This is a genomic window from Methylacidimicrobium sp. AP8, from assembly GCF_903064525.1.
GTDB lineage: Bacteria > Verrucomicrobiota > Verrucomicrobiia > Methylacidiphilales > Methylacidiphilaceae > Methylacidimicrobium.
This window is the reverse complement of the sequence record NZ_LR797830.1, coordinates 1,479,922-1,504,485: the sequence shown is the minus strand read 5'-3', so window position 1 is coordinate 1,504,485 and position 24,564 is coordinate 1,479,922. Positions and strand designations below refer to the sequence as shown.

The following is a 24,564-nucleotide window of genomic DNA, read 5'->3' as shown; positions in this document are numbered from 1 at the left end:
CTCGTGCACCGCCACCGCTAGCCCTTCTTCGGCAGGAAAAAGCCGCGCTGGCGCTCGCTGATCGGGAGCCGGAGCCGCTCCATCACCAGAAGAAGATCTTCCCAGACCTTCCGCTTGAGATGCAAGCTCGGATTGTGGAGCAGATAGCTGGGATGGAAGGTCGGGAGAAGCGGGATCCCTTGAAAGTCGAGAAAGGTGCCCCGCAGGGTGCTAATACCCCTCCGCAGCCCGGTCAATCCTTCGAGAGCGGTCGTCCCCAATGCGACGATGACCTCCGGCTGGATGATTTCGATCTGGCTGCGGAGATAGGGGAGGCAGGTCTCCATCTCTTCCGGAGTGGGTTTCCGGTTGCCCGGAGCTCCCGGGGGAAGGTCGGGGCGGCACTTGAGGACGTTGGCGATATACACTTCTTCTCTTGTCAGCCCCATCGCCTCGATCATGCGGGTCAAGAGCCTTCCGGCCGGCCCGACGAACGGCTCCCCCAGCCGGTCTTCCTCGGCTCCCGGCGCTTCGCCGGCAAAAAGCAGGCGGGCATGCGGATTGCCGACGCCGAAGACCACCTGGGAGCGGAACGCGGCGAGGTGCGCGCAGCGGCGGCAGCCCATTGTCTGGGCGCGGAGCGCTGCGAGCCGCGCGGCGCGATCTTCCCGCGCGGCGGCCGCCTCGGCTCCGGCCGCCGGCGGAGTCGCGGCCGGGGGCGCCGGAGGCCGCGGAGAGGGCGAGGTCGTGGGCGGCTGCGGAGGGAAGCGGCCGGCGGCCGTCCGGGGGCGACATTCGGCGGTGGGCTTGGGCCCAGGGCCCGTTGCCAGCCCGAAGGCAGGCGGATCGAGCGTCGGCCGGTGCGCCGCAGGGCCTCGAGATAGGCGAGGAGGGCCGCGCGCAAGGCCTCAGGGTCCTTCCGCATCCTTCCTCCGTAGCCACGTTAGGAACTCTTCCGGGAGGGGGCTCTCGAAGCGGACCCTCCTCCCCGAGCGCGGATGCAGGAAGCCCAGGCTGCAGGCGTGGAGGAGCAGTCGCGGGGCGGGCCGCTGCCTCCTCCCGTAGAGCGGGTCGCCGACGACCGGATGGCCGAGCGAAGCCAGGTGCACGCGGATCTGGTGCATCCGCCCGGTCCGCGGGAGGCATTCGATCCGGGCGGCGTCCCGATGCTGCGCGAGCAGGCGGAACTCGGTGAGCGCGGGCCGCCCCCCGCGGGCGAGGACCGCCATCCGGCGGCGGTTGCGCGGATCGCGGCCGATGTTCCCAGAGCAGGAGATCGGATTCGGGGGAAAGACGCCCTCGACCACCGCCTCATACCGTTTCTCGACCGTGCGCGCGGCGAACTGATCGAGCAGGCTCCTGCGCGCAGCCTCGGTCTTCGCCACGACCAGAAGCCCGCTGGTTTCCCGATCGAGCCGGTGGACGATGCCGGGCCGGATCGTTTCCGCTCCGGGCAGCCGCGGGAGACGGTCGAGCAGGGCGTTGACGAGGGTTCCGGTCCGGTGGCCGTAGGCCGGATGGACGACCAGCCCCCAAGGCTTGTCGATCAGGAGGAGATCGTCGTCCTCGTAGACCACCGCCAGCGGGATCGGTTCCGCCGCGGGCGGAAGCTCCTCCGGGCGGGATGCCCGCGCGGAGAGATCGACCTCGATCTCTTCGTCTCCCCGAAGCCGGTAGGAAGCCGAGGGGATCGCTGCGAGTCCCCGGATGCGGACGGCCGCGGACCGGAGTCGGCGCTGCACGGCCGCCCGCGACAGGCCGAGGGATGCCGCTAGGTAGCGGTCAAGCCGCTGTCCGGAGCGGTCCGGGCGGAGAACCACCGGTTCCCGAGAAAATGCGGGATTCCCGCAAAGGGGTTCCGGCGCACCGCTCGAGCTGCAAGCTGCTCCCACCGGGGCTGGCATCAGCGTCTCCTCCCGCCGATTGCGTACGGTGCCGGGCGGCGGGGAGCGGACGGATCGCAAATGCGCACCGCCGATCGCAATAGGCCATCGCGGCTCTTCCGGCCGTCGTCGGCCGCAGCCTGGGCGCCAACCGGAATCGTCAGTCCTGCCGCGCTCCCGCCGTCTGCGTCCCTACCTCGGCGGCCAGGTCCCCGTCATCTCCGATCGCTTCCACCGGGCATCCTTCCTTAGCCTCGCGGCACTGCTCCTCTTCTTCGGGGGTCTCCGGCTGCTTGTAGACGTAGGAATGCCCGCCGTCGTCGTTCCTCTTGAAGTTCGACGGGGCGGTTTCCCGGCATAGGTCGCAGTCGATGCACTGGGAATCTACGTAGTACTTTCCGGGAACGTTGTCGGGGTATCGATTGGTGAGATCAGCCATATTCGCTTGTGTTTCCATTTGCTTTCCGGAAGGATCCCGTTCTACCGCCTCCCGGATCGATCGAGTAAGCTTACGGAGCGTCTCGGGGTTTGCAAATCGAAAATCGACTCCATCTCTTCATGACCGGCACGGACACCGACGTCGGCAAGACCCGATTCGGCGCCGCGCTGCTTGCCGCCTGGCGCCTTTCGGGGCTGCCGGCGATCGGCCTCAAGCCGATTGCGACCGGTTCCCGGGCCGACGCCCTCCGCCTGCAGGAAGCGGCCCGAACTCCTCTGTCCCTATCGGAAATTAATCCTTTTTTCTTTCGCCGTCCAGCGGCTCCGGCCCTCGCCGCCGAGGCCGAGGGGCGGGAGCTGGCCCTTCCGGAGGTCGAAGCCCGGCTCCGGCCGCTGCTCGCCCGCTTTTCCTGCGCGATCGTCGAGGGAGTCGGGGGATGGAAAACTCCGTTGACCTCCGCCGAGGCGGTATCCGACCTGGCTGCGCGCCTCGGGCTTCCCGTGGTGGTCGTCGCCCGATGCCGGCTCGGGGTCTTAAATCATGCGCTGCTGACCGTGGAGAGCATCCGCGCGGCCGGCTTGCGCACGGCCGGAATCCTTCTCAACGGCTTCCCGGAGACCTCGCCCGAGACCCTCGCGGAAACCGCCGCGTTATTGCGGCGGCTCACGGGGCTGCCGGTGGCGGGCTTTCCCGACGCGGACGCGCTCGCCGCCGATCCCCCGGACTGGCTCCTGCCGCCCTTCCGCCGTTCGGAAGGGCGGAGGTGATCGCTTCCCGGCTGCCGGGGCCCAAGCTCCCCTGGGTTCAGGAGCCGAGGCCGGAGGGGGCTTCCGCGCCGGAGGGCCGCTTTCCCGCCGCCTCGGCCGGCGGCTGCGGAGAGCCCGGGGCGGGAAGATCGAGCGGACGGGCGACCAGGATGCCCGCCGCCTTCGGGTGGGCGAAAAGGTAGTCGCTGAGCCGGGGACCGATCACGACGCGCCGCTCGGCCCGGACCGAGGTGGCATGGAGGAAATGGAGGACGCCCCGGGGGTCGCGGTAGGCCAACCCGACGTGCGAGGTGAAGGTGTCCGGCCAGGCGCTTGCGATGCAGATCACATCCCCGTTCCGGAGCTCCGGCTCGATCGGCGGCACCCGGTCCTTGGGGACGTAGTAGACCGGCTGGGAGGAGATCCGTCTTTCGAGCTCGCGGAAACGAGGAATGAGATCGGGGTTGTGGCGGAGATAACGGAACTCCTGCCAGTGCTCGCCCATGTAATGGAGGGAGTGGCCGGTCATCGGAACTCCGCCCAGCCGCCGGGTCAGGTCGATGACCAGGCCCCGGCGAGCATTGTCCCGGATCCAGTCCTCGAGGTGGTGCAAACGGGAGTAGTAGGTTCCGTCGCAATGCCCCCCGCGATACCGGTCGAGCTCGATCATCCGGAGGAGGTCTTCGGGCCGGTAGCCGTCCGCCTTTTGCCGCAGCATCCGGGCGAAGCCGAGCGCGATCTCAAAGAAGGTCCAGCAGTCCATCTCGTAAAGATCGACCGAAGGGGCTTCGATATGGTCGTCGATCTCCAGCGTCCAGTTCTTGTAGGGGGTTCCCACCAGCGCCAACCCGACCCGAGCCGTCCGGTCGCCGATCGGGAGCGCCCGCCAGCCGCCCCTTTCCGCTTCCGAAACCAGGCGCAGGAAGATTTCCTCCCCCCGGAAAACGATTGAGCGCGGCAGTGACGGGCCGGAGCCGTCCTGGGCAGCCCGGGCGGAAACCGGAAGCAGCGGCAGGAGCAACAGCAGCGGAAAGGCGGATCGGCTTGCCATGCAGGACCGAGAATACGTTATCACCGCTCGGGGGGAAAGGAGATTGCGCGCCGATCTCCTCCGGGACGGCAACCCGCGTCGCGATCGCAACCCTTTCTTGCCGCTCCGAAGGAGGCGGGATAGCCTTGCGCGGGCCGCGGGACTCGGCGGGAAGAAAGGAGAAACGGCGATGAGGTATCTCGAGGGTTCGGGCAAGGAGCTGGCGGGGCCCCCGCTGGAACGGGCGGATCTCGACGACGACCCCTTGCGGCAGTTTCTTTCCTGGTACGAGGAGGCGCGGCGCCTCGAGGCGGGCGATCCCTCCGCGGCCGCGCTGGCCACCGCGTCCCGGGAGGGGAGAGTGCGGAACCGGATGGTGCTGCTCAAGGCGGTCGACGACCGGGGCTTTATTTTTTTTACGAATTACCGCAGCCGCAAGGGGAGGGATCTCGAGGAGAATCCCCAGGCGGCCTTCACCTGCTTCTGGCCGGCTTCCCGGCGGCAGGTGTGCGCCCGCGGCGCCGTGGAAAAGACGAGCGCGGAGGAGTCGGCGCGCTATTTTCAAAGCCGGCCGGTGGCGAGCCGCCTCTCCGCTTGGGCATCCCCGCAGAGCGAGCCGATCCCCCCCGAGCGCGCATTCTTGGAGAGGCGCTTTCGGGAGATGGAGGAACGGTTCGCCTCCGGCGAGATTCCCCTTCCTCCCCATTGGGGGGGCTACCGCCTGCTGCCCGACGAGATCGAATTTTGGCAAGGCCGGAGCAACCGCCTGCACGACCGCTTCCAGTACCTGCGCGCGCCGACCGGGGGATGGAAGATCCAGCGGCTGGCGCCGTAGGCCGTCGGGGAAATAAAGCGCATCGGCGCTTTGGGATTGACAAAAGGCATAACGAACCGACTCATCAGTGGGTTACGATGAAGACACCCTTGCCCGATCGGATTGGCTTTCGTCTCCCGTTTCTTTCTCCGGAAGCAGCCCGGCGAAGCCGGCGGCTCGCCCTCGCGGGCGGAGCGCTGCTGCTGGCTCCGCTGGCCGTCTCCGCCCAGGACGTGAAGCAGGGCGAGCAGCTTTACATGATGAACTGCGCCGCCTGCCACCAGCCGAACGGCGCCGGGATCCCGGCCGTCTATCCGCCGCTGGCCGGCTCCCCCCTGATGACGGGCGGCTCCAAGCGGGCGGTGGCGATCGTCCTCAACGGCTTGCAGGGCCCGATCACGGTCAACGGGATGCAGTTCAACGGGCCGATGCAGCCCTGGAAAGCGATCCTCTCGGACGAGAAGATCGCAGCGATCTTGACCTACGCCCGGCAGGCCTGGGGCAACAAGGGAACCCCGGTGACCCCGGAGCAGGTGAAGGCGGCCCGTGCGGAGTACGCCCAGCGCACCACCCCCTTGACGGAGGCCGACCTCAACGCGATTCCGGACGAAGACATCAAGCCGTAGCCGGCTTGTCGTCGTCGGCCCCGGCGGGATCCCGGCTTTCCGGCGGAGCTCCCGCCGGGGAAGGGGGATCCCGTATCCGGGTCAGCGCCGGAAAAGCCAGAGAATCGCGCTCAGCAGGAGGCTGGCAAGCAGGCAGGTGGTGATCGGGAAGTAGAAGTGGACGTCGCCCTTCTCGATCCGGATATCCCCCGGCAGCCTCCCGATCCACTTGGTGCCGACTCCGAGGCTGATCAGCAGCCCGATTCCGGCGAGCAGAAGGCCGGCGATCACCAGAAAGCGTCCGATCGGTTGCATAACAAGGGTGTCTAGAGGGCCCCGCCGATCGCCCGGAGAAGCTCCCGGGCGTGCGCCAAGGCCGCCGGTATGCTCTCCGGCCGCCCGCTTCCTCCTTGCGCGAGCTCGGGGCGGCCTCCGCCTTTGCCCGCGATCGGCGCGAGGATCTCCCGGAGGAGCCGGGCGGCGTCGACCCGGGAAGCGCGGGAAGGGGAGACCCCGACCAGGAAGGCCGCCCGTCCTTGGTCGCGGCAGGCGAGGACCGCAACTCCTCCCCAACGGGCGCGAAGGGCCTGCCAAAGGAGCGGGAGGTACGCCGCAGGCGCGGAGCCGCAGTCGAAAACAAGAACCGGAAGAGAGCCGTAGCGCTCGGCGGCGCTCCGAGCTGCTTCGGCGTCCCGGTCGGCGCGGGCCCGCAATGCTTCTTCGGCTCTCTTAGCCGCTTGCTTTTCGGCCTCGCGCACCCGCTGCTCCAGCTCCCGCAGCGTCTGGCGCCGCTGCGCCAGCCGATCGGTCGCCAGCGCGGGCTCCCCTTCGACGGAAAAGGGCGGGAGCGGGGGAAGGGCCGGATCCTTTCGCCGCAGGCCTTCCCACGCCTTTTCCTGAGCTTCCGCCTGGTCGCGCAGGAAGTCGAGGAGAGCGGCGCCGCCCGCAGCCTCGATCCGACGGATGCCCGCGGCCACCCCAGTTTCGGTCAGGATCTTCCAGAAGCCGATCTCGCCCGTGCGGCGGATGTGGGTCCCCCCGCAGAGTTCCTGTGAAAAGTCTCCGATGGAGACGACCCGGACGCGCTCGCCGTATTTTTCGCCGAAGAGCTGGAGGATGCGGGGGTCGTTCTTAACCTCCGAGTAGGGGCGCTCTTCCCAGCGGACCGGCTCGTCCGCGGCGATGCGTTCCTGGACGAGCCGCTCCACGCACGCGATCTGGTCGGGGGAGAGCGGGCCTGTGCGGGAAAAGTCGAAACGGAGGCGATCGGGGCCGACGTAGCTGCCCCGCTGGACGGTTTGCGGGCCGAGAACCTCGCGGAGGGCCCAGTGGAGAAGATGGGTCGCCGTGTGATGGATGGCGATCCGCTTCCGGCGCTCCCGATCGACCCGGAGGACCGCCCGGCAGCCCGGCTCCAGCCCGTCGAGCTCCGCCAACCGGTGGAGGTGCGCGCCGCCGGCCGAACGGACGGTATCGAGGACCGGAAGGCGGCGCCCCTCCAGCGGCAGCTCCACCGTGCCGGTGTCGCCGACCTGGCCTCCCATCTCGGCGTAAAACGGCGTCCGGTCGAAGACCGCGCGGTTCCCGGCCAGAAGGAGGACGACCTCCCCCTCGGCCTCCAGCTCCTCGTAGCCGACGAAATCAGTTCGGGCCGCGACGCTCAGGAGGTCGTCCTCCCGGGCCGCCGCCGAGCGGCTCCGCTGCGCTTCCATGCATTGGGCGAAGCCTTCCGCATCGACCGAAAGACCCTGCTCGCGCGCCATCAGCTCGGTCAGATCGAGCGGAAAGCCGTAGGTGTCGTACAGGAGAAAAGCTTCCTCTCCGGTGATCTTCCGCTCCGGGCGTCCGGCGGCCTTCGCGACGAGGTCCTCGAAGAGGGAGAGTCCTCTCTCCAAGGTCCGGGCGAAGAGGCTCTCCTCAGCCGCGAGAACAGCGGCGATCCGCGACTCCTGCGCGGCCAGCTCCGGAAAGGCGTCCCCCATCGCGGAGAGCAGGGCGGGCAGAAGCTCGGGGAGGAAAGGGGGCTGAAGGCCCAGGCTGCGGCCGAAGCGGGTCGCCCGGCGGAGGATCCGGCGCAGGACGTAGCCCCGCCCGACGTTGCCGGGGAGGATGCCGTCGGCGATCGCGAAGGCGAGCGCCCGGAAGTGGTCGGCGATGACGCGGAAGGCGATATCGCTCGGCTCTGCGCGGCCGCCGGGCTCGGGCACGGTACCCCGATAGGGGAGCCCGGAAAGCTTTTCGAGGGTCCGGAGGAGGGGGCGGAAGAGATCGGTGTCGTAGTTGGAGATCCGTTCGGGGAAGTTGCGGAAGCCCGCCGTTCCCTGCAGGATCGAGGCGATTCTCTCGAGCCCCATGCCCGTGTCGACGTGCCGGGCCGGCAGGAGGGAGAGGGAGCCGTCGCCGCGCGCATCGTACTGGATGAAGACGAGGTTCCAGACCTCGAGGCAGCGCGGGTCTCCCCGGTTGAGCAGCCGCCCGAGGCTCTTCCCTTCCGGGGTGAGATCGACATGGATTTCCGAGCAGGGGCCGCAGGGGCCGGTGTCGCCCATCATCCAGAAATTGTCGCGCTTGCCGAACTTCGCGACGTGGATCGCCGGGTCGCAGCCAGCCTTCGCGAAGAGAGCCGCCCATATCTCGTAGGATTCGGCGTCGAACTCGCCCGGATCGCCCGGGCCGGGCGCGTAGACCGTGGCGTAGAGCCTGGCCGGGGGGAAGGCCCACCAACCCGTGAGCAGCTCCCAGGCCCAGGAAATGGCTTCCTTCTTGAAGTAGTCGCCGAAGGACCAGTTGCCCAGCATCTCGAAGAAGGTGTGATGGTAGGTGTCGAATCCCACCTCTTCGAGGTCGTTGTGCTTCCCCCCGGCCCGGATGCACTTCTGGGTATCCGCGGCGCGGGGCGGGGAATAGGGAGCGGGACGGAGGCCGAGGAAGATCGGCACGAACTGGTTCATCCCCGCGTTGGTGAAGAGCAGGTTGGGCGAATCGGGCAGGAGCGGGGCCGAGGGGACGATCGTGTGACCCCGTTCCCGGAAGAAGCGGAGAAAGCTCTCGCGAATTTCCGACGAGGTCATCGCCTCTCTTATTTCCCCGGGACCGAGGCTTCCGCAACGGCCATCGTTTCCGGCGTCATTTCGAAGTTGGCGAAGAGGTGCTGGACGTCGTCGTGCTCCTCCAGCGCCTCGAGCAGGCGAAGCAGCGAGCGGGCCACCTCCACGTCCTGGACCGGGACGAGGGTCTGCGGCACGTAGGCGAGGGCGGCCGACTGGACGGGGACCTTCGCGGCTTCCAAGCTCTTGACGATCTCCTCCAGCCGGTCGGGGGCGGAGAAGATCTCGATCGATCCGTCGGCGGGCTCGACCTCGTCGGCCGAAGCTTCCAGGGCGATCTCGAAGACGCGGTCGAAGGAGGCCCGGCTCGCGTCGACGCGGATGACGCCCTTCCGCTGGAAAAGCCAGGAAACGCTGCCGGATCCGGCCAGGTTCCCCCCGTGGCGGGTGAAGAGGCTGCGGATCTCGGCGGCCGTTCGGTTGCGGTTGTCCGTGGCCGCTTCGACCAGGACCGCGACGCCGCCGGGGGCGTAGCCCTCGTAGAGGATCTCTTCGTAGGCTTGGCCGGCGACCTCGCCCGTGCCCCGCTGGATGGCCCTTCCGATGCTTTCGGCGCTCACCCCCTCGCTCTTGGCGGCCTCGATGGCGCGCCGGAGGCGGGGATTAAAGTCGGGATCCCCGCCGCCGAGCTTGGCGGCCAGCGCGATCTCCCGCGCCAGCTTGCTAAAGAGCTTCCCTTTCCGCGCGTCGGTCACCCCTTTTTGGTGCCGCACCTTCGCCCAGTGGCTATGTCCCGCCATCCCGCCTCCCTTCCTGTATCAATTGGCGGGAGAGACCGGACAAAGTCAACCCTGCGGACGCCCTACGGAGGTCCTTCCGCGCGCAGGGGCCCCGGCTCCGGATTGCCACTTCACACGCCGACGAAGAGGTCGCGTTGCCAGCGGCACCAGCGCCCTTCGGCCACGAGCCGTTCCGGCGCGCCTTGCGGATCTTGAGCCAGATCAAGAAGGATCGGCTTGGGGGCCAGGACTCCCGGATCGATCCCCAGCCGCGCGGCCAGGCGGGAGCGGGTCGCCGTAAGGGCCTCCAGCCGCCGCTTCGCTTCCGCGGTCAGCCGCAGCCTCGGCTTCGCCGGGGGCAGGAGCTCCTCGGGCGTTCCCTTCGGATGGGAGAGCGCCTCGGCCAACCGGGAGCGCTCCGCCTCGCCCAGGTGGCGCGGCAGCCATCTGCCCGGGAGGGGCCCCCTGCGGGCGGCCGCCCAAGCCGCCAATCGGAGCAGCAGCTCCGGAGGGACCAGCCGGAACGGAGCCAGGTCGCGGCGGGCGGCCTCCTCTTCCCGCCATTCCCAGAGAGAGCGGAGAAACGGAAGCGCCTCGGGAGGAAGGTCGCGCCATCCCCGGATCCGCCAAGCGCCCGACTTCTCCGCCGCGGCTTCGCCCGTCTTGCGCAAGAGGCGGGCGCAGCTCTCCCGGTGCCATTCGCGCCGTCCCAACCGGTCGAGCTCGCCCGTGAGCCGTTCTTGGAGGGATTCGAGGTAGCGGACATCCTGGGCGGCGTAGTCGAGCATCGCCGGAGAAAGGGGGCGCCTGGCCCAGTCGGCTTTCTGGCTCTGCTTGGCGATCTCCACACCGAAGAACCGCTGGACCAAGGCCGCGTAGCCGATGGCGGGAAGGCCGCAAAGCTGCGCGGCGATCATCGTATCGAAGACCGAGGGGGGATCGGGCGCGCCTGCCTCCCGCAGGAGCCTCCGATCGAAATCCATCCCGTGGAGGATCCAGGGCGATCGGGAAAGCGGCTCCCACAAGGGCGCGGGGTCGAGCCGGAGCGTGTCGACCACGGCCGCGACCTCGCCCTGCCGGATCGAGAGGACGCAGAGTCGAGCCTGGTAGTGATGGAAGGAGGCCGATTCGGCATCGATCGCGATCGGGAGGCCCGGCCGAAGCTTTTTCGAAAAGGCGGAGAGTTCCGGAACCGAATCGATCCAGGCCACGGCCTGCGGTGCCGCTCGGGAGGTCGTTTCGGACCTTCCAAGGAGAAACTTGCGAAACGTCATTGCGTGCAGTAGATGAGTAGAATTTCTCTTTCGCAAGCCTTAGGAGGTAGAAAAGGGTCAAAAAGAGGTGGAGGAGGCCCGCAGAAGGGGCGGGAGTCCGCACGGCCGCAAGCCCGGAAAGCGAGAGAACAGGAGAGGATGGATGAGTTATTTGCCGCGTATCGATAAGGTATTCCCCGCCGCGGGCTTTTCCCGCGAGGAGATCCGGCGCTACGGCCGGCACCTGATCATGCCCGAGGTCACCCTCGACGGGCAGAAGAAGCTCAAGGCCGCGCGCGTGCTCGCCGTCGGGACCGGAGGGCTCGGCTCGCCCCTGCTCCTCTACCTCGCCGCGGCCGGCGTGGGGAGGCTCGGCATCGTCGATTTCGACACGGTCGACGATTCGAACCTGCAGCGCCAGATCATCCACAAGACCCGCAACGTCGGCAAACCGAAGATCGAGTCGGCGATCGAGGCGATCCGTGATCTCAATCCCAACGTGGAGGTCGTGCCCTATCCGACGGCTCTCCGCTCGGAAAACGCGCTCGAGATCCTCCGGGACTACGACGTCATCGTCGACGGCACCGACAATTTTCCCACGCGCTACCTGGTCAACGACGCCTGCGTCCTCTTGGGCAAGCCGAATGTCTACGGGAGCATCTTCCGCTTCGAGGGGCAGGCGACGGTTTTCTGGGCGGAAAAGGGGCCTTGCTATCGTTGCCTCTACCCGGAACCCCCCGATCCAGGCATGGTACCGAGCTGCGCCGAAGGGGGCGTGCTCGGCGTTCTGCCGGGACTCATCGGCATAGTGCAGGCGATCGAGACCGTGAAGCTGATCCTGGGTCTCGGCGACCCCCTGATCGGAAGGCTGCTCCTCTTCGAGGCCCTCGGCATGGAGTTCCGCGAGTTCCGGCTGCGGAAGGATCCGGCGTGCCCGATCTGCGGAGCCGAGCGGACGATCCGGGAGCTGATTGACTACGAGGCCTTTTGCGGGATGACGGCTCCCGCCGTCTCCGAGGGGCTGCCGGAGCTGAGCGTCCAGGAGCTCAAGCGGCGGCTTGACCAGATGGCGGACTTCGACCTGATCGACGTGCGCGAGCCCCACGAGCAGCAGATCGCGAGGATTCCCGGGGCCAAGATGATCCCCCTTTCGGAGTTCCCCCGGCGCATGCACGAGCTCGACCCGTCGCGGGAGATCGTGGTCCACTGCAAGGCCGGCATCCGCTCCGCGAAGGCCTGCCGGCTGCTCTTGGACGCGGGGTTCCGAAAGGTGCAGAACCTCGCGGGCGGAATCGATGCGTGGAGCCTGGAGATCGATCCGTCGGTGCCGCGTTACTAGCCCGCCTCTCCGGCCGCCGGCCGGCACGGAGTGTGTACCGAAAGCCGGGCTGGGCCGCTTTCCTTCGCTCCCCGGGGCTTCCGGCCGGCGGAAAGAAGGGGATGCTTTCGGAGTTGTGGACTGCGCCGCCGATGCTATATTTCCTTGCTTGCAAAGTGGGCTCAACCCCGGAAACGTTAGGAGTTACGGATACGATGCAGCAGGTAGCGTTCCCGGAGACGATCCACGAGGAGGTTGTCGACGAAAAAGTCCGCGACGCCTTTGAGCGTCGCTGGGGTGTGGTCGTCTGGAATGATCCGGTCAACCTCATGAGTTATGTGGTCTATGTTTTCCAGCGCGTGCTCAAGATGAGCAAGCAGGAGGCAACCCGGCATATGCTGGAGGTCCACCATAACGGGAGGAGTGTGGTCGCCCAGGAAACCCGGGAGCGCGCCGAATTTCTCGTACATCAGCTGCAGCGATTCGGGTTGCAGGCGACCATGGAACGCGGGTGAAGATCGAACGGCATCCGGATGCTGCCGTGCTCCATTTCGATCCGGGGGAGCGGGAGATCCTCGTATCTTCTCTCCTGGAGCTGCGCAAGCACTACCAGACCGACGTTTCCCAGCTGTCGGAGCCGCTGCAGCAGTACTGGCGGGGTGTGCTGACCCGCAGCGAGGGGATCGAGGATGACGAGGAGATGGCCGACGGGGCCGATGTGCTGGAGGCCGAGCGACTCAGCTGGCGCCCGGAGCGGGTTGCGCTGCTCAACCGGTGGCTGGCTCCGGAGAGTTCCCTCCACAATCCTTTGGATCCCTCCCTGCGGCTGAGTCGAGGAGAGATCGACGAATTTCTTTCGATGCTCAACGACCGGAGGCTCACGCTCGCGATCGCTCAGGGGATTACCGATGAGCAGATGGAGTGGAATCCGCTGATGGTCAAGTCGCGCGACCTCCAGCGATCGCTCTGGGAAATCCATTTTCTGGCCTATCTCCAGGAAAGCTGCATCTCGGCGCTCCTGGAGGAGTAGAAAGCGCTTCGTCCGGCTTTCCCGGCGTTCCGCCCCCGCTTGCGTGCGCGCCCGGAATCCGAAGGCCGGTGGTTGCGGTAACCCCTCCGGCCATGGTAAACCCATGGCATGAAACGATCCATTCCGAACGAAATTCGCAATGCCCGAGGGGAACGACTCAACTTCGCCTACCAAGGGGGCTCGGCCGACAATCCGGTGCTGGTCGTCATCGGCCACGGGATCACCGCCCACAAGGACCGGCCGATGCTGATCGAACTGGCCAACGTGCTCTTCCGTCACGGCATCCATACTCTGCGCTTTTCCTTTTCCGGCAACGGGGCCTCGGAGGGGAAATTCGAGGAATCGACGCCGCACAAAGAAGTGGAGGATCTCGGCGCGGTTCTCGACACGCTCGGGGACTGGCACGTGGGCTATGCCGGGCATAGCCTAGGCGCGCTCGTCGGCGTCCTGCGCGCCAGCGAGGATCCGCGGATCCGCTTCCTGATTTCGATCGCCGGGATGGCCCATTCGGCCGCCTTTGCCAAGCGCGAGTTCGGCGGGGTGACGCCGGGAGAGGGCTGTATGTGGGATATGCCGCAGTTTCCGCTCTCGCGGGCGTTCATCGAGGACATGAACCGGATCGACAATGTCGTGGAGACCGCGCGGAAGATCCGTGTGCCCTGGCTTTTCGTCCATGGCCTGGCCGACGACGTGGTTCCGCCGCAGGATTCCCGGGATCTCTACGCGGTCGCATCCGGACCGAAGCGGCTTGTCGAAATTCCGGAGGCGGATCACCTCTTCCCGGATGCCCACGCCACGACCATGGCGAATGCGGTCGCCGCGTGGCTCGAGGAAGTGAAGCCCTAGCCCGGCCGGGCGAGAGGAATTCCGCCTTTGGGGCGGCCTCGGGCCGCGCCCTGGCCCGGGGCCGCCCTGGAGAAGCGCAAGGGCTCTGCCTTCGCGGCTCTCTTGCGCTCGCTTGACTTTTGCGGCCGCGCCCCGAGATTGCGCTACCGCGCAGTGCAGAAATGGGTCACAAGGGGAGCGGATTGCGGAGAGAAGCGGGGAAGGTAATAGAGAGCACCGTTGGATAAGTAAGCGCATACTTTCCGTAAGTGCGCATCGTGCGCAAATGGCGGTTTGTTGTCAGCTGGCGTGGCCGCGATCCGTGCGCGCCCTTTTCGGGGCTCCGATCGAAAGTCGGGGAGAGCGGGAGAGGACCAAAGGGGTGCGGCGCCGCCGTCGAAGCGGCGGGGGACGCGCGCGGCCGCGGGCGTGCCGATTCCCCCGTGCCCTCTGGGTCGGGGTAGCTTCTCTTTTGCCGGCCGGCTGCGCCTACCTGCCGAAAGATAGCCGGCCCGCGACCCCGATCGACCCGCCCGCGATGGCCAAGACCGTCGCCTCCGTAGCCCCGGAGGCGGTTTCCGTCGCGGACGGGTGGCCGCGGAACTTCTGGTGGCGCAAGCTCGAATGTTCGGAGCTCGATCGGATCATGCAGCTGGCGCTCACGAGCAACCCGGATCTCCGGGCCGCCCTCGACCGGGTCCACCAGGCGTGGGTGATGGCCGCGGGCGAGCGCAGCCGCTATCTTCCCTCGGCGCAGGTGCGCCCGTGGCTAGCCAATTCGATCTTCGGGGTCTGGGGCTTTCCGGGCTCGAGCTTCTTCGGCCCCTTCGGCGAGAACTCGTTCTTCTTTTGGGATATCCTCCCCATGTTCACGAGCTATCACGTCGATCTCTGGGGAGAGGATCGGGCCCGGATCCGCGCGGCCGCGGGGAGGCGCGCGCGGCGGAGTCCGAAGTCGCCGTGGCCCGGCTGCTCCTCGCCGCGACCGTCGCCCGCCGCTTCATTCGTCTTGCCGCGGTCGAAGACGAGCTCCGGCTGGCGCGGCGGCGCGAGGCGATCGCCGGAGAGCTGCTCTCCCTCTCGCGGGTGCGCGGCGGCCGGGGAATCGACAGCCTCATTCCGGTGCATACGGCGGAGGAAAGGGTGGAGGCGGCGCGCCAGGAGGCGGCCGGGCTCGAGCGGGAGAGCCTAAGCCTGCGGAATGAGATCGCCCGGCTCGCCGGACAGGGACCGGACTGGGGCCGGTCGCTGGCGGTGGCCGAGGCGAGCTTTCCCCGACGCTTTCCCCTGCCGGAGCGGATCGCCTTCGATGTGCTGGGCCATCGGCCCGACGTCGCCGTCGCCCGATGGCGGGCGCAGGCGGCCGCCAACCGGGTGAAGGTGGCCAAGACCGCCTTCTACCCGAATCTCAACCTGGTCGCCTGGTTCGGCTTCCAGACCCTCAATTTTCCGACGCTCTTCCTTTCCCCTGGAGTCCCGCTCATGTACATGGCCGGGCCCGCGCTCACGCTGCCGATCTTCGAAGGCGGGCGGCTGACGGCCCAGCTCGAGGCCGTTACCGAAGAGTATCATATCGCCGTGGAACGGTATAACAGCGTCCTCCTCTCGGCGCTGCAGCAGGTCGCCGACGCGCTCGCCTACTGGCAGGAAGCGATCCAGGACCTGGAAGCGCAGGAGAGGGCGGTGGCGGCCGCCGCCGCCAACCTCGAGCTTTCCCGCCGGCTCTTCGGCTCCGGGCTCAACATGCGCCAGGATCTGCTCGAGATGGAGTACCGGTTGGCCGAAGAGGAGAGCCGGCTCAGCACGCGCCGCGCCCAGCACGTGGATGCCGCCGTTTCTCTTCTGGTCGCTCTGGGCGGAGGCTTCGAGCCCCCCTTGACGCCGGAGTTCCCGGACAAGCGGTTATGAGCGGCATGCTTTGGGAACGGTGGGAAAGGGCCTTCTCCCGCCGGCTGCTCTCCAGCACGCCCCCGCGCTTCCGGCGGCGGGTGCTCCGGAACCGGCGGCTCTTTCTCTTCGGGGGCTTCGCGGCCTTGGGTTCGGTAGTCCTCTTCCTGTGGTGGTGGCTTTTCGCCAGCCGGTGGGTGGTGACCAACGACGCCTATGTGACCGGCAATCTCGTGCCGGTGAAGTCCCAAGTCAACGGCAGGGTCGTCGAGGTGCGCTACGAGAACACGCAGTTCGTCCGGCAAGGGGCCGTGCTCGTCCGGCTCGACGGCCTCGATTCCCGGGTAGCCTTGGAGGGAGCCGAAGCGAGACTCGGGGAGGCGGTCCGGCGGGTAGAGACGCTTTTCAGCCAGGCGGCTCTGGACCGGCAGCGCATCTTGGCCCAGAAGGCGCGGCTGGAACGGCTCCGCCACGACCTGGAGCGATACCGGCAGGTGGCTCCCTACGGGGCGATCCCGGCTCAGCTGGTCGATGACACCGAGTGTCAGGTCCGGGAACTCGAGGCGAGCGTCCGGGAAGCCGAGGCGGATCTCCAGTCGGCCGAAGCCCAAATCAGCCGAACCACCGTCGAGACGCATCCGGAAGTGCTCGAAGCGGCGAGCGTCCTCAAGAAGGCCTATCTCGATTTCGTCCGCCGGGAAGTTCGGGCTCCGGTCACCGGGTTCATCGCCAACCGCCGCGTGCAGCCCGGAGACGAGGTTCACCCGGACACGGCGCTCATGGCCGTCGTGCCGCTAGACTACCTCTGGGTGGAAGCCAATTACCGGGAGAGGGAGCTCCGGCGGGTCCGGCCCGGCCAAAGCGTGGGTATTTCGATCGATCTCTACGGCCGCCGCCTCCGCTATCACGGCGTGGTCGAGGGTATCGGCGCGGGGACCGGGAGCGTCTTCGCGCTGCTCCCGCCGGAAAACGCGACCGGAAATTACATCCACATCGTCGAACGGGTGCCGGTCCGAATCCGGATCTCCGAAAACGAGCTGCGCGCCCATCCGCTGCGCCCGGGGCTCTCCGCCGTCACCGCGATCCACGTGAGCGAACGGGGCAGCCCGGTGCTTGCGTCGCTCACCGAGTTTCCCAAGGAAAAATACGAAGCCCCCTTTTACGAACAGGAGCTGCAGGGAGCCGAGGAGAGGATCGCGCGGATCATCGCCGCCAACCGGCACGCAGCCCATCCTTCGGCCGAAGGCATTCGGGAGAACAGGGAACCTTCCGGCACGCCGGCTCCCGCGGCGGCGCCGCAAGGAAGACCATAAGACGCCGGTTCGATGAAGCCCGAAATCCCTCTGCGCGGATGGCGCTTCTGGGCCGTTCATCTCGTCCTCCCCTTGGAGTTCCTCCTCGCCCTTTACGGCTCCTCCTCCTATGCGGCGTTCACCCTCTACACGGTGGGCGATATGGGGCAGAGCCCGAGCCATGCGACCTGGACCTCGGCGGTCTTCTTCGCCGGAAGGGGCTTGGGGATGTTCCTGGCGCCCTTTGTCTCCCGCCGCTTCCGGAGCGTTCCGTCGCTCCTGGCCTCCTGCTACGGCCTCAGCGCGGTCTCCTTCCTCTGCGGGCTGACCGGCGATTTCTACCTCTTTCTCGTGCTCCGGCTGGTGCTCGGCTTTTTTTCCGGAACGGCGATGATCCTCGCCCAGTTCCTCACGTTGCGCTTCCATCCCCCCGAACGGTGGCCCAACGTGATCACGGGCTTCGGCCTGCTCTTGGGGAGCACCTTCGCCTTCGGCCCCAACGTCGGCGGCGTTTTGGAGGAAGCGGTGGGCTGGCGCGGGTTCTTCTTCATCGCGGCGCTTCTCCATCTTTTCCTCGGCGGCCTTCTCTGGGCGGTTCTGCCCCGGCGCCGGGAGGAGCCCGTCCCCTACCGGTTCGATGGGGTGGGACTCGGGCTGCTGCTCATCTCGATGCTCTCCCTCCAAACCCTGATCGTCCGGGGGCAGGACGAAGACTGGTACAACTCGACCTTCGTGGTCGCGCTGGCCGCGGCGGGCGTGCTTTCCCTGGTCGCCTTCGCGATCTGGGAGCTGGGGGAGAAGGAGCCGCTCATCGACGTCCGGATCTTCCTGCAGCCGCACTACACGATCGGTGTCTTGGCTGGCTCGACCCTGCTCCTGCTCGCCTTCGGCATGCTCTCGTTGCTCCTGGGCAATCTCCAGACCCTCGAAGGCTATACCCCGGATCTGGCCGCCCGTTCGATGCTCTCCGTGTTCCTTTTAGCTCCCGCCGGCTGGATTCTCGCCACCTATCTCAACCGCCACGTCGATCCGCGCTGGCCTTCGGCGTTCTATCTCGCCGGCTTCGCCGCCTACGCCTACTGGGTGAGCACCTATGACTACTTCGGAAGGAGATCTTGGTATACCTACCTGCTGGGATCGCAGGTCCTGCAGGGGTTCTGTCTAGGAGGGGTCGCCACCCTGACCGCGGTCGCCCTGCAAGGCACTCCTCGCCACCGGGAAAGCGCGGCGAGCCAAACCTTGGTCCTGGTGCGCACGTACGCGATGAGCTGGGGGCCCGGCCTCCTGGGAGCCCTGTTGACCCATAGGACGGCCTTCCAGCAGACCCGCCTGGTCGAAACCGCGCCCTGGGGCGACCCCGCCTTCGGCTGGGCGGCCGACCGGCTTCTTCAGACGGGGGCCTCCCCGCTGCAGGCGATCGGGCTCCTGGGCCGCTATGCCGCGAGCCATGCCGCAATCCTGGCCACCGAGGACGTTTTCCGGTTCTGCTCCTGGTGCTTCCTCGGCCTGGCGATCCTGGTCTGCACCCCGCTCGCCAAGAAGCGCCCCCCGTCCTCTTAACCGGCCGCCGGGGCGATCCGCCAGATGCCTTCCGCGTACTCGCGAATGGCGCGGTCGCTCGAAAACCGCCCGACCGAAGCGGTGTTCTGCACGGCCATCGAGAGCCACCGGGACTTATCGCGGTAGGCGCGCTCGGCCTGACGCTGGGCGGCCAGGTAGGCCGCGAAATCGGCGAGCACCAGGAAGGGGTCCCCCCCCTCGAGGAGGCTCGATCGGAGAGGGGCCAGCACCGAGGCCGGCTCCCCTGGGGTCAGGTCGCCAGAGCCGATCCAGTCGAGAATCGCCCGGATTTCCGGATCAGCCTCGTAGATCTCCCAGGGGTTGTACCCCTTTTGTACCCGGTCGGCGACCTCTTCGGCCGTTAGCCCGAAGATGAAGATGTTCTCCGGGCCGACCGCTTCCCGGATCTCGACGTTGGCTCCGTCCAAGGTGCCGATCGTGACCGCTCCGTTGAGGGCCAGCTTCATGTTGCCGGTGCCGGAGGCTTCCTTGCCCGCAGTCGAGATCTGCTCGGAAAGGTCGGCGGCGGGGATGATGAGGGAGGCGCGCCAGACGCCGTAGTTCGGGACGAAGGCGACTTGCAGCCGTCCGAACGCTAAGGGGTCGCCGTTGATCCGGTCCGCCACCGCGTGGATCGCCTTGATGATGCACTTGGCCAGGTCGTAGCCGGGGGCGGCCTTGCCGGCGAAGAGGAATAAGCGGGGCGGAAACTCCTCCCTGGGGTTCTCGAGGATCCTCCGATAGAGCCAGAGAATGTGGAGGAGGTTGAGGTGCTGCCGCTTGTATTCATGGATCCGCTTGACCTGCACATCGAAGAGCGCGTTCGGGTCGGCGTCGAGGCCGCACCAGTCGCGCAGGCGGTCGGCGAGCCGGAGCTTGTTTGCCCGCTTGATCGCGGCGTACCGCTCCCGGAAGGAGGCGTCGTCAAGGAACGTCCGCAGCCCCTCGAGGCGCGAGAGATCGGTGATCCACCCCTCTCCCAGGGTCTCCGTCAAGAGGGAGGCCAGCCCCGGGTTGGCCCCCAGGAGCCAGACCCGAGGGGTGATCCCGTTGGTCACATTCCGAAACTTGCCGGGAAAGAGAGCCGCGAACTCGGGGAAGAGGCGGCTCCGGAGGAGCTCCGAGTGGAGAGCCGAGACGCCGTTGACCGAAAAGCTTCCGACCACGGCTAGATGGGCCATCCGGACCGCCTTGGGATGGCTCTCCTCGAAGAGCGAGATCGCCCGGCGCCGGGCGTCCGCGGCTTCGCCCGTCTCCGAAACGGTGTCGAGCAGCCGCCGGTTGATCTCGTAGAGAATCTCGAGATGGCGGGGAAGGACTCGGTGGAAGAGGGGGACCGGCCAGGTTTCGAGCGCTTCCGGAAGCAGCGTGTGGTTGGTGTAGGCGAAGATCCGGGTGACCCAATCCCACGCCTTCTCCCATGCCATCCGCTTCTCGTCGATCAGGATCCGCATCAGCTCGACGATGGCGAGGGCCGGATGGGTGTCGTTGAGGTGGATCACAACCTTGTCCGGAAGAAGAGTCCCGTCGCGATGCTCCGCTTCGAACCGCCGCAGAATGTCCCGAAGGGAGCAGGCGACGAAGAAGTATTGCTGGACCAGGCGCAGCGCCTTGCCGTTCTCGGTCTTGTCGTTCGGGTAGAGGACCTTGGTGATCGATTCGGCGAAGCTCTTTTCCTCGACCGCCTCGAAGTAGCCTCCCCGGTTGAATGCTTCGAGGTCGAACTCCTTGGTCGACTTGGCGCTCCAGAGGCGGAGGAAGTTGACCGTCTTTCCCCCGTAGCCGACGATCGGAATGTCGAAGGGAAGGCCCAGGATGTCGCGGTAGTCGGTCCAATAACAGCCTCCCTCCCGGTGTTCGGTCCTCCCGTAGAGGTGGACCGTCTGGGAGAGCTCCGGATGGAGGATTTCCCACGGAGTCCCGAACCGGTGCCAATCATCCGGCCGTTCGATCTGGTAGCCCCGTTGAAAGTCCTGCTGGAAGAGACCGAACTCGTAATGGATCCCGTAGCCGATCGCGGGCAGCCCCAGGGTGGCCAGCGACTCGAGGAAGCAGGCGGCGAGCCGGCCCAAGCCGCCGTTCCCGAGCCCCATCTCCGCCTCCTCCTGGCAGATCTCCTCGAGGTCGACGCCGACCGGCCGGAGCGCCTCGGAGGTGAGGTCCCAGAGGCCCAAGTTGAGCAGATTCTGGCGCAGCAGGCGGCCTAGGAAGTATTCGAGCGAGAGGTAGTAGACCCGGCGGACGCCGCTCGCCCTGTGCGCTTCCTGCGTCGCGAGCAGGCGTTCCACCAGGAAATCGCGCGCCATGAGCGAAGTGGCCAGCCACCAGTCCCGCGGCGTCGCGCTCTTGGGGAAGCGGGCCAGGGTGAAGCGTAGGTGGGCGATGGCGCATTCGCGGATCGCGTCCGGGGTGGTTTCCTTGACGAAACGGAAGGATCCGGGACAGGAGGTCATGAAAGGAGAAATCTTTGGCGGCAACCGCGGGCGGTCAAGCCCCAATCGAGGGCGGCGCGTCGGCCGAACGGAAGCTCCTTCGGCCTCCCATGCCGGATCGCCCTCGCTGTTGGGACGCACATGGTCTGGGCATCGGATAGCAGGACTCATGCCGGAAGCGACCGGGAAAAGGCGCCCGAGAAAGGGTTGACGGAGGCTCTCTTCCGCGCCAAGCTATCTTTCAGCTTCGCGCTCGTGGCGGAACGGCAGACGCGCTAGATTCAGGTTCTAGTGGGGCAACCCGTGGAGGTTCAAATCCTCTCGAGCGCACCCGGAGAACGATCCGCTCCGTCCCGGCAAGCCAGACGCCTTTTCCGCCGGCACGTCGAATGCCTAGAAAACAAGAAAGCATTCCGCCGATTCGCGGCCCGATTCTTGGTGGGCGATCAAGGCCGCGCCAATTTATGGCCCTCCGGAATGGCGCGCTCCTCGCGCTTCCGGCGGCATGCGGGGCGGTTGCCGGGACGCCCGGCGCGGCCGCTGTCGGAGCCATCCGGCAACCGCTCCGGTAGCCGACGGAAGGAAAGGCGGGCTCCGGTGAGGACTGCATGGGAAAAGGGATGGCGGTTTCCCGCACCGCCCCCGCCAAGCCCTAGTAAAGGTAGTCGGGCTGATTTCTGCCCGCAGCGGCGGTTTCGGCTCGCCGAGAACGGAAGCGGTGGCTCTCGCGACGCCCTACCGCATCCGGTACGTCGGCGTCGTCTCTTATGCGGCGATCCGGTGGTCCCCGCCGACCCCTCCCCCGTTTCGGCACCGAATGCGATTGGCCGGGAAGCCGTCTGCGGATCGAGGGAGGGCGGACTCCCCGCCGACGCCCCCTCACCCTGAAGCGCTCGGGGATTCGCCTGCCGGGAAAGCTTCCGAGGCTTGAGGCAGCGCGCCGCTCCTTCCGTCCCCCGCCCGGTATCCCGGGATCGGGCGGTCGGAAGCGATTCAGGCCTGCTCGGGGCCTCGCGAAGCCCAACCCCTGCTTTCCCTCGGGACGGACCGGGAGCGGCGCCTGGGGAAGAAGCGGTCCGCCGGGCCGCCCCCCGACGGGGAGTCGACCGGCGAGGGGGAGGATCGGCCGGCGGTTCGGCACCGCGGCCGGGCAGCGCCAGCGATAGCCTCACCCCTCCTCGCGGTCTTCGCCTGGTCTGCTTACGACAATCCTAACGAAAAACGTTGCTCCCCGGCTGCCGAGGGAGTAGGCAGCCAGAGACGAGCCGGGATGCAGAGCGATGTTCTTCCTGTCGTGCGGCCGCCGATCGGCTGCGGCCCTGGAGAGTCCTGCCCCCTCTTTTGCCGGGAACGGATCTCCGCCGAGCGGATCGTGGCGGGCCGGTTCCGGGGAGGGGCTGCCGAGGGATCGCGCCCGGCCCTCCGAAGCTACCGGTTTCCCGGCGGCTGGGAGAACCGGCTGATCTGGGGGGACTCGGCGCGCGTCATGGAATCCCTTCTCCTGCGCGAGGGGCGAAAAGGTGAGGTGCAGACGATCTATTTCGATCCTCCGTACGGGGTGAACTTCTCTTCCTGCTTCGAGCCGTTTGCCCGGAAAGACGGGGAAGCCGAGCGCGGCCCGGAGCGGGTGAAGGCCTACCGCGATGCGTGGCAATACGGACTTTCCTCCTATTTGGACCACCTGCGGGAACGGCTCCTTCTCTGTCGGGATCTGCTCCACCCGACGGGCAGCCTCTTTCTCCAGATCGGCGAGGAGAATCTCCACCACGTGCGGTTCGTGCTGGACGGAGTCTTCGGCGAGAAGAACTTTGTGAGCCTCATCTCGTTTCGGAAGACCTCGGCCTTCCCCGGAAACCTTCTGCCCGGGGTGTCGGATTATCTGCTCTGGTATGCGAAGCGGAAGGAGCTGGTCAAATACCGCCCCCTGTACCGGGCAAAGCGACCAGGGGCCGAAGGGGCCTTGCACTACCGCTGGGTGGAGCTGCCCGACGGAAGCCACCGCAAGCTCTCCCCGGCCGAGGAGGCCCATCCCGGACTCCTGCCGCCGGGAGCAAAGGTGTTCGCCCTCGGCGACTTGCGGAGCGCCGGAGCCAGCGAGCGGGGGAGCTTCGCGTTCTCCTTCGCCGGCCGGACGTTCCGGCCCTACCCGAACAGCCATTGGAAGACGACGCGGGAAGGGATGGAGCGGCTGGCGGAAATGGGGCGGCTCGTAGTGAGCGGCCGGACGCTCATGTACAAGCGCTATCTGTCTGATTTCCCGATGGCGGGCCTGACCAATCACTGGTCGGATGTGCGGCCGAGCTTTCAGCGGAACCGCGGCTACGTCGTGGAGACGGTCGCAAGGGTGGTGGAACGCTGCCTGCTCATGACGAGCGACCCCGGAGATCTTCTTCTCGATCCGACCGGCGGCGGCGGGACGGCGGCGCTGGTCGCCGAGCGCTGGGGACGGCGCTGGATCTGCATCGACGCGGCTCCGGTTTCCATCGCGCTCATCCGGATGCGCCTGCTGACGGCCGCCCATCCGGACTACGCGCTGCGCCTGCCCGAGCGGGGGCCGGCGGGGATTCGTCTACGCGCGGCGGCGGAACCGGAAGGGGAGGAGGTCGGCGGAATCGTGCCCCACCTGACCTTGGGAGCGCTCGCCAAGGGCCGGCCGGCGGCGGAGGAGCTGCTGGTCGACCGGCCGGAGCGGGCGTCCGGAATCCGGCTCTCCGGACCGTTTTCGGTGGAGGGGATCCTGCCGGCGAGCGCGCCGTGCCGGGAGCCGACCGGAGCGGACCGCTTGTTTGCCGAACAGATGCGGGAGGCGCTCCGCCGCTCCCCGGTCTTCGAGGCTGCCGGCCGGAAGAGAATCGTTCTGGAAAAGATCCGCGCCCCCGACCGGCCCTCGGTTTTGGGAGCAGAGGCCGAGCTGGCGGGCGAGCGGGTGGGGATCGCCTTCGGGACGGAAAAGGACCCGGTCGGGGAGGCTTTGGTGCGGGACGCCGCGCGGGAAGCGGCGCGAAAAGGATACCGGATTCTCTTCCTGGTAGGATTTGCGATCGACGCCGGCGGTTTGGAGCGGCTGCGGAAGGAGAGCCGGGGAAGACGGCGGCTCTCCTACGTGCAGGCGAGCCTCGATCTGCTCATGGGCGGGCGGCTCAAGGCGACGCGCGCCAGCCAGCTCTTCAGCTTGAGCGGGGTCCCCGAGATCCGGCTGCGGCGCGCCCCGCGAGCGGGTGATCCGGAGAGGTGGAGAGTCGATCTGCTCGGCATGAAACGGATCGACCCGCTGACGGGCGCATGCGAGATTTGCCGGGGCGAACAGTTGCCTGCGTGGTTCCTCGACGCCGACTACGACGGGGTCTGCTTCCGGCCGGGGGAGGCGGTCTTTCCGCGGACGGATGCGTGGGCGGAGGTGCGGCGTCTGCTGCGGAAAACGGCGGAGGCCGAGCGGCAGGAGGGTCCGGAGGCGAGGCGGAGCGCCTTCTTCGAGCCGGGAACGCATCGGCGGATCGCGGTCAAGACGATCGACGAGCGGGGAACCGAGCTCCTGACCGTGCGGCGCCTTCCGGAGAGGGGCCCGCGGCGGCCAGGCGCAGCCACGGATTCCGCAATGCCACGAAAAACGGTAGGATCGGATGCGCCTCGGGCATAGCCAAGGAT

At 67.4% G+C, this 24,564-nt stretch carries 22 protein-coding genes and 1 tRNA gene; 13 read left to right on the top strand and 10 right to left on the bottom strand.

Going from position 1 to position 24,564, the window contains the following annotated elements; translation table 11 throughout:
* Positions 1–17: 17 nt before the first annotated feature.
* The 3 genes from MTHMO_RS07025 to MTHMO_RS07015 form a co-directional block, all read right to left on the bottom strand.
* Complete coding sequence (locus MTHMO_RS07025) at positions 18–605, bottom strand: uracil-DNA glycosylase (protein WP_202214151.1); 588 nt, start codon at positions 603–605, stop codon at positions 18–20.
* Positions 606–887: 282 nt separating this feature from the next.
* Complete coding sequence (locus MTHMO_RS07020) at positions 888–1,799, bottom strand: RluA family pseudouridine synthase (protein WP_237394815.1); 912 nt, start codon at positions 1,797–1,799, stop codon at positions 888–890.
* A gap of 223 nt (positions 1,800–2,022) precedes the next feature.
* On the bottom strand, positions 2,023–2,301 hold the full coding sequence (locus MTHMO_RS07015; protein ID WP_202214149.1) for a ferredoxin: 279 nt from the start codon (positions 2,299–2,301) through the stop codon (positions 2,023–2,025).
* A gap of 119 nt (positions 2,302–2,420) precedes the next feature.
* Between MTHMO_RS07015 and bioD the strand changes: the two genes are divergently transcribed.
* A complete protein-coding gene (gene bioD, locus MTHMO_RS07010; RefSeq protein ID WP_202214148.1) occupies positions 2,421–3,068 on the top strand; it encodes a dethiobiotin synthase in 648 nt (215 codons plus the stop codon).
* A gap of 37 nt (positions 3,069–3,105) precedes the next feature.
* Here bioD and MTHMO_RS07005 read toward each other — a convergent pair whose 3' ends face one another.
* Positions 3,106–4,098, bottom strand: coding sequence for an N-acetylmuramoyl-L-alanine amidase-like domain-containing protein (locus MTHMO_RS07005; protein WP_202214147.1), 993 nt, complete (start codon positions 4,096–4,098; stop codon positions 3,106–3,108).
* Between the two features lie 169 nt (positions 4,099–4,267).
* Here MTHMO_RS07005 and pdxH point away from each other — a divergent pair, with 169 nt between their 5' ends.
* Together pdxH and MTHMO_RS06995 are read left to right on the top strand one after the other, a co-directional pair.
* The gene (gene pdxH, locus MTHMO_RS07000) at positions 4,268–4,912 is read left to right on the top strand and encodes a pyridoxamine 5'-phosphate oxidase (protein WP_202214146.1); all 645 of its coding nucleotides are present in this window, start codon (positions 4,268–4,270) and stop codon (positions 4,910–4,912) included.
* A gap of 77 nt (positions 4,913–4,989) precedes the next feature.
* A complete protein-coding gene (locus MTHMO_RS06995) occupies positions 4,990–5,517 on the top strand; it encodes a cytochrome c (protein ID WP_202214145.1) in 528 nt (175 codons plus the stop codon).
* 81 nt (positions 5,518–5,598) lie between these two features.
* On the opposite strand, the gene MTHMO_RS06990 is transcribed toward MTHMO_RS06995, so the two are convergent.
* From MTHMO_RS06990 to MTHMO_RS06975, 4 genes are all read right to left on the bottom strand, one after another.
* Complete coding sequence (locus MTHMO_RS06990) at positions 5,599–5,811, bottom strand: DUF2905 domain-containing protein (protein WP_202214144.1); 213 nt, start codon at positions 5,809–5,811, stop codon at positions 5,599–5,601.
* A gap of 11 nt (positions 5,812–5,822) precedes the next feature.
* Positions 5,823–8,567 carry an alanine--tRNA ligase gene (alaS, locus tag MTHMO_RS06985; RefSeq protein WP_202214143.1) on the bottom strand — a complete coding sequence of 915 codons (2,745 nt, stop codon included), beginning with the start codon at positions 8,565–8,567 and terminating at the stop codon, positions 5,823–5,825.
* A gap of 8 nt (positions 8,568–8,575) precedes the next feature.
* Positions 8,576–9,343: a YebC/PmpR family DNA-binding transcriptional regulator gene (locus tag MTHMO_RS06980; RefSeq protein ID WP_202214142.1), complete on the bottom strand. Its 768-nt coding sequence runs from the start codon at positions 9,341–9,343 to the stop codon at positions 8,576–8,578.
* Between the two features lie 110 nt (positions 9,344–9,453).
* Entirely contained in the window at positions 9,454–10,596 is a 1,143-nt protein-coding gene (locus MTHMO_RS06975) for a ribonuclease D (protein WP_202214141.1), read from the bottom strand.
* 142 nt (positions 10,597–10,738) lie between these two features.
* On the opposite strand from MTHMO_RS06975, the gene moeB reads away from it, so the two are divergent.
* From moeB to MTHMO_RS06955, 4 genes are all read left to right on the top strand, one after another.
* Positions 10,739–11,914, top strand: coding sequence for a molybdopterin-synthase adenylyltransferase MoeB (gene moeB, locus MTHMO_RS06970; protein ID WP_202214140.1), 1,176 nt, complete (start codon positions 10,739–10,741; stop codon positions 11,912–11,914).
* A gap of 194 nt (positions 11,915–12,108) precedes the next feature.
* Positions 12,109–12,408 carry an ATP-dependent Clp protease adapter ClpS gene (gene clpS / locus MTHMO_RS06965; protein ID WP_202214139.1) on the top strand — a complete coding sequence of 100 codons (300 nt, stop codon included), beginning with the start codon at positions 12,109–12,111 and terminating at the stop codon, positions 12,406–12,408.
* The gene (locus tag MTHMO_RS06960) at positions 12,405–12,923 is read left to right on the top strand and encodes a DUF2017 family protein (protein WP_202214138.1); all 519 of its coding nucleotides are present in this window, start codon (positions 12,405–12,407) and stop codon (positions 12,921–12,923) included. Before clpS ends, MTHMO_RS06960 begins: the two co-directional genes overlap by 4 nt.
* A gap of 108 nt (positions 12,924–13,031) precedes the next feature.
* Positions 13,032–13,769, top strand: coding sequence for an alpha/beta hydrolase (locus tag MTHMO_RS06955; protein ID WP_202214137.1), 738 nt, complete (start codon positions 13,032–13,034; stop codon positions 13,767–13,769).
* A 468-nt stretch (positions 13,770–14,237) separates the two neighbouring features.
* Here the strand turns inward: MTHMO_RS06955 and MTHMO_RS10960 are convergent, their stop codons facing one another.
* Entirely contained in the window at positions 14,238–14,411 is a 174-nt protein-coding gene (locus tag MTHMO_RS10960; RefSeq protein WP_237394814.1) for a hypothetical protein, read from the bottom strand.
* A gap of 102 nt (positions 14,412–14,513) precedes the next feature.
* On the opposite strand from MTHMO_RS10960, the gene MTHMO_RS06950 reads away from it, so the two are divergent.
* The 3 genes from MTHMO_RS06950 to MTHMO_RS06940 are packed head-to-tail and all read left to right on the top strand — an operon-like array spanning position 14,514 to position 18,487.
* Positions 14,514–15,656 (top strand): TolC family protein, encoded by a 1,143-nt coding sequence (locus tag MTHMO_RS06950; protein WP_237394813.1) that lies wholly within the window; start codon positions 14,514–14,516, stop codon positions 15,654–15,656.
* The gene (locus tag MTHMO_RS06945) at positions 15,653–16,948 is read left to right on the top strand and encodes an HlyD family secretion protein (RefSeq protein ID WP_202214136.1); all 1,296 of its coding nucleotides are present in this window, start codon (positions 15,653–15,655) and stop codon (positions 16,946–16,948) included. The genes MTHMO_RS06950 and MTHMO_RS06945 overlap by 4 nt, the downstream gene beginning before the upstream one ends.
* 12 nt (positions 16,949–16,960) lie before the next feature.
* The gene (locus MTHMO_RS06940; protein ID WP_202214135.1) at positions 16,961–18,487 is read left to right on the top strand and encodes an MFS transporter; all 1,527 of its coding nucleotides are present in this window, start codon (positions 16,961–16,963) and stop codon (positions 18,485–18,487) included.
* On the opposite strand, the gene MTHMO_RS06935 is transcribed toward MTHMO_RS06940, so the two are convergent.
* Entirely contained in the window at positions 18,484–20,940 is a 2,457-nt protein-coding gene (locus MTHMO_RS06935; RefSeq protein WP_202214134.1) for a glycogen/starch/alpha-glucan phosphorylase, read from the bottom strand. The two genes, MTHMO_RS06940 and MTHMO_RS06935, sit on opposite strands and share 4 nt — an antisense overlap.
* A gap of 120 nt (positions 20,941–21,060) precedes the next feature.
* On the opposite strand from MTHMO_RS06935, the gene MTHMO_RS06930 reads away from it, so the two are divergent.
* From MTHMO_RS06930 to MTHMO_RS06920, 3 genes are all read left to right on the top strand, one after another.
* A complete protein-coding gene (locus MTHMO_RS06930) occupies positions 21,061–21,198 on the top strand; it encodes a hypothetical protein (RefSeq protein ID WP_202214133.1) in 138 nt (45 codons plus the stop codon).
* Positions 21,169–21,249, top strand: a tRNA-Leu gene (locus MTHMO_RS06925). The genes MTHMO_RS06930 and MTHMO_RS06925 overlap by 30 nt, the downstream gene beginning before the upstream one ends.
* Positions 21,250–22,189: 940 nt before the next feature.
* Positions 22,190–24,556 carry a site-specific DNA-methyltransferase gene (locus MTHMO_RS06920; protein WP_202214132.1) on the top strand — a complete coding sequence of 789 codons (2,367 nt, stop codon included), beginning with the start codon at positions 22,190–22,192 and terminating at the stop codon, positions 24,554–24,556.
* Positions 24,557–24,564: the final 8 nt, after the last annotated feature.

Coding starts and splice junctions, on each gene's coding strand:
- MTHMO_RS07025 (WP_202214151.1), bottom strand. CDS start 605: ATGGGCTGCCGCCGCTGCGCGCACCTCGCCGCGTTCCGCTCCCAGGTG.
- MTHMO_RS07015 (WP_202214149.1), bottom strand. CDS start 2,301: ATGGCTGATCTCACCAATCGATACCCCGACAACGTTCCCGGAAAGTAC.
- bioD (WP_202214148.1), top strand. CDS start 2,421: ATGACCGGCACGGACACCGACGTCGGCAAGACCCGATTCGGCGCCGCG.
- MTHMO_RS07005 (WP_202214147.1), bottom strand. CDS start 4,098: ATGGCAAGCCGATCCGCCTTTCCGCTGCTGTTGCTCCTGCCGCTGCTT.
- pdxH (WP_202214146.1), top strand. CDS start 4,268: ATGAGGTATCTCGAGGGTTCGGGCAAGGAGCTGGCGGGGCCCCCGCTG.
- MTHMO_RS06995 (WP_202214145.1), top strand. CDS start 4,990: ATGAAGACACCCTTGCCCGATCGGATTGGCTTTCGTCTCCCGTTTCTT.
- MTHMO_RS06990 (WP_202214144.1), bottom strand. CDS start 5,811: ATGCAACCGATCGGACGCTTTCTGGTGATCGCCGGCCTTCTGCTCGCC.
- alaS (WP_202214143.1), bottom strand. CDS start 8,567: ATGACCTCGTCGGAAATTCGCGAGAGCTTTCTCCGCTTCTTCCGGGAA.
- MTHMO_RS06980 (WP_202214142.1), bottom strand. CDS start 9,343: ATGGCGGGACATAGCCACTGGGCGAAGGTGCGGCACCAAAAAGGGGTG.
- MTHMO_RS06975 (WP_202214141.1), bottom strand. CDS start 10,596: ATGACGTTTCGCAAGTTTCTCCTTGGAAGGTCCGAAACGACCTCCCGA.
- moeB (WP_202214140.1), top strand. CDS start 10,739: ATGAGTTATTTGCCGCGTATCGATAAGGTATTCCCCGCCGCGGGCTTT.
- clpS (WP_202214139.1), top strand. CDS start 12,109: ATGCAGCAGGTAGCGTTCCCGGAGACGATCCACGAGGAGGTTGTCGAC.
- MTHMO_RS06955 (WP_202214137.1), top strand. CDS start 13,032: ATGAAACGATCCATTCCGAACGAAATTCGCAATGCCCGAGGGGAACGA.
- MTHMO_RS06945 (WP_202214136.1), top strand. CDS start 15,653: ATGAGCGGCATGCTTTGGGAACGGTGGGAAAGGGCCTTCTCCCGCCGG.
- MTHMO_RS06940 (WP_202214135.1), top strand. CDS start 16,961: ATGAAGCCCGAAATCCCTCTGCGCGGATGGCGCTTCTGGGCCGTTCAT.
- MTHMO_RS06935 (WP_202214134.1), bottom strand. CDS start 20,940: ATGACCTCCTGTCCCGGATCCTTCCGTTTCGTCAAGGAAACCACCCCG.
- MTHMO_RS06930 (WP_202214133.1), top strand. CDS start 21,061: ATGGTCTGGGCATCGGATAGCAGGACTCATGCCGGAAGCGACCGGGAA.
- MTHMO_RS06920 (WP_202214132.1), top strand. CDS start 22,190: ATGCAGAGCGATGTTCTTCCTGTCGTGCGGCCGCCGATCGGCTGCGGC.